Source organism: Oscillibacter sp. KLE 1745 (assembly GCF_000469445.2).
Taxonomy (GTDB): Bacteria; Bacillota; Clostridia; order Oscillospirales; family Oscillospiraceae; genus Oscillibacter; species Oscillibacter welbionis.
In genome coordinates this window covers 1-3,046 of sequence record NZ_KI271648.1, presented here as the reverse complement: position 1 = coordinate 3,046, position 3,046 = coordinate 1, and the positions used below count along the sequence as shown (strand labels likewise).

The window sequence follows — 3,046 nt, the reverse complement described above, 5'->3', positions numbered from 1 at the left end:
TCCGCAGCAACGCCGCATACAAGCGGGTTCTTGGGTGAGTTTTCAGGATTTTTCAAAATCTTAAATCAAAATTAGAAAGGAGCCCTCGCAATGAGCACTATGCGTAAGATCATCATCCCGTTGCTGCTGTTTATCTACCTGATCGGCAGCGGCATCATCCCTCCTCTGATGGGAATTTGGAACAAGGAAGGGTACCTGTTCGGCATCCCCTACTTCTTCGTCGGCTGCTGGTGTGTCAGTGCGCTGCTGGTTTTATTGACGCTGTTCCTCTACTGGTATGAGCGTAATGACAAGACATTTGACGATTGACACGATATAGCAGGAGGAGAGACGAATGGAAAATGTTCAGCTGATTAAAAGCCCGATCCCCTTTATTATGATGTTGGTCTATATCGCTGTCGTTATGGTGATGGCCTGGTATCAGGGCTTCTCCAAGATGGCACGTGAGCGGAAGAAGAATCAGACGTTCGAGGATTACATGACCGCTGGCAAGTCCCGCAATGCTGTGATCGTATTCCTCATCACAATCGTTACCTTCTACTCCGGCACGACGTTCACCGGCCGGGTCGGTTTCTTCTATAACTTCGGCGTGGCCGGTCTGGGCTCTGTGATTGTCTGTTCCGCAACCGGTATGGTCATGTTCTTCCTCAGCGAAAAAGTGTGGCCGATTGCCAAAAAGTACCGCCTCTCCACGCTGCCGGATATCATGGAGCTGCGCTATCAGAACCGCTGGGTGAAATTCTTCGTCTCCCTGATTATCGTGTGCTTCAACATCATCTGGCTGATCACTGAGATCCGTACCCTGGGCCTAGCGGTGAACCTGGCTTCTGGCGGCGCAATCGCTACTGAAATTGGTTCCGCCATCGCTTTCGCGATCATCATCCTGTATGTTGCCACCGGCGGCGTTCACTCCGTGTCCATGGTGGACAGCTTCTCTGCCTGCGTGATGTTGGGTGGCTCCCTGGTGGTGCTGGGGTATCTGGTCAACTTCTTCTTTAACGGCAGCTTCGTGGATATGTTCCAGTCCGCCGACACTGCCGCCCAGATGCTGTATGCCGGCCAGACCCAGGAGTCCATTTTTGTCCTGGCAAACTCTGGAAACTACAATTTACCCTATTGGATCTCCAACATCGTTCTGGGTACGATTGTTATGCTGGTCTACCCCTCTAACTTCATGAGCATCTGCTTGGCAAAAGATGTGCGTGAGGTCAAGAAGTCCTCTCTGGCTACCTCTGCCTCCGGCATCTGGTTGTCTATCTACGCCATCTTCGGTGTCGTGGTGTTGGGTGCCGTTGCAAAGGGCTACATGGTGAGCGACCCGGAAGCCGGCATTCTGGAGCTGTGCTCTATGGCCGGCAGCCCCCTTATGCTGGGCCTGGTGTGCACCTTCATTCTGGCCGCCGCTCTGGGCACCCTGGACTCCACGCTGATCTCTCTGTCCGGTCTCGTGTCCAATGACCTGATCACCAACATGGTAAAACTGAAGAACCATGAGCCCACCATCGGCGCAGATGGCGGCGAGACCCTGGCGACCATTGATACCCGTGTGCAGCGGGATGCCAAGAAGGAAGTGCGCATGACCCGCATCATCGTGGTGGTCCTGGGCGTCATCGCCTTCTGCTTCAGCCTGACGGATCTGCCTCTGCTTACCCTGCTCACCGACATGGCGACCAACGGCATGTCCCTGGTGGTCCCGACCGTTGCTGCGGGCCTCTTCTGGAAGAAGGCCACTCCCCAGGGTGCCATCGCCAGCATGGTGACGGCCGAGGCTGTGTACCTGGGCCTGTATGCCTCCGGTGTCCGCTATGTGTGGGGCGGCTTCTTCCTGGGCTTCCCCGCCATCGCTGTCGGCATCGTGGTGATGATCGTGGTCTCTCTGGCCACGCAGGACAAGTACTACAAAGCGCACGCTGCCCAGCAGGGTGTGTTTGAAGACTTCTTTGTCCGCGGCCGCGTGTCCGCCTGGATTCGTGAGAACATGGGTACGAAAGCAGCTAAGTAAATATACTTTCAAATGCAGAAGAGCGTACTTTATCAAAGCTGCGTATTCAACGAAATATCCGAGCGATTCCGAACAGTAAGATTCGAATTTATCGGTTAGTCTCGGGTCGTTAAACAACTGGCGGCGGTAGCCATTGCGGGTATTGGAAAAATTTTTGGACGGTATCCGATTCGGTGGTGATCCGCCGCAGTTGTTTTTTAGAGACGGCTCCCGCAGCTCTCTCAACTTTATGAGAAGGATAGACATGCAAATGCCGGTAAAAGAAATGCAGGAGCATCAGAGAAAAGGAGGAAACGTCTATGGGACGAAAGGAAGTCCTAGCTGAGAGAAGAGCACTGGAAAATTTTTACTACAATTGCAAATTGGAAACACCGCAGGAAGTGGCAAAGCAGTTCGAGGTCTATACCAGACTGATCTGGGAATTCCATCAGGCAGGCCTTTGCTACGATTACTACTGCGACCAGACTGTCACCCATCTGGAGGGCGTGGGCACCTGGGTGGGAGGAAAGGATGCCCTGGAAGTAGAAACCCTCCCCACTTTTTCCGCCTATCCCAATAAAAAATGCAATTTTAAGGAGATCTACGCCGTAGGTGATGCTGAACAGGGCTATCACTTCGGGCAGATCACTAGCAACTCCGGAACATTTTCAAGAGCGGGAGCCACTATGGGCGGTCTGGGCGATGGCTCTACGTTTGATGAAGATAGTTCTTACTGCCTGTGTGAGTGCTATGTCAACAAGGTGGAGGGGCGCTGGTGTATCGTCAGCGAATTTGTGGTCAATGGGCAGGAAGCGATCCGGCGCCGCACAGCAAACACCCGCCCCTTCTGCAAAACGATTCTGGAATTCTATGAGGGACTTGAAAAAGAAGCTTCCGTTCCGGAGCTTGCAGCGGGAGAGGAGACTGCGAAATGAGCATGGTCTGTTTTGAATTATCCAGAGAACTCCATGAGCAGGAGAAGGCGGTGCGCGGGATTCAAATCGCGGACGCGGATTCTCTCTGTAATTATTTGAAGGGCTTTTGGGAGTTTATCTATAACCACAA

3 protein-coding genes are annotated in these 3,046 nt (G+C 53.0%); all 3 read left to right on the top strand.

What is annotated here, in order from left to right; all coding sequences use genetic code 11:
- Positions 1–90: 90 nt before the first annotated feature.
- The 3 genes from HMPREF1546_RS00045 (at position 91) to HMPREF1546_RS00035 (ending at position 2,916) form a co-directional block, all read left to right on the top strand.
- Positions 91–309: a hypothetical protein gene (locus tag HMPREF1546_RS00045; RefSeq protein ID WP_021751333.1), complete on the top strand. Its 219-nt coding sequence runs from the start codon at positions 91–93 to the stop codon at positions 307–309.
- Between the two features lie 25 nt (positions 310–334).
- A complete protein-coding gene (locus HMPREF1546_RS00040) occupies positions 335–2,002 on the top strand; it encodes a sodium:solute symporter family protein (RefSeq protein WP_021751334.1) in 1,668 nt (555 codons plus the stop codon).
- Positions 2,003–2,301: 299 nt separating this feature from the next.
- Complete coding sequence (locus HMPREF1546_RS00035) at positions 2,302–2,916, top strand: hypothetical protein (RefSeq protein WP_021751336.1); 615 nt, start codon at positions 2,302–2,304, stop codon at positions 2,914–2,916.
- Positions 2,917–3,046: the final 130 nt, after the last annotated feature.

What these genes read in the sequence shown, in the direction of transcription:
- HMPREF1546_RS00045 (WP_021751333.1), top strand. Translation starts at nt 91, where the DNA reads ATGAGCACTATGCGTAAGATCATCATCCCGTTGCTGCTGTTTATCTAC.
- HMPREF1546_RS00040 (WP_021751334.1), top strand. Translation starts at nt 335, where the DNA reads ATGGAAAATGTTCAGCTGATTAAAAGCCCGATCCCCTTTATTATGATG.
- HMPREF1546_RS00035 (WP_021751336.1), top strand. Translation starts at nt 2,302, where the DNA reads ATGGGACGAAAGGAAGTCCTAGCTGAGAGAAGAGCACTGGAAAATTTT.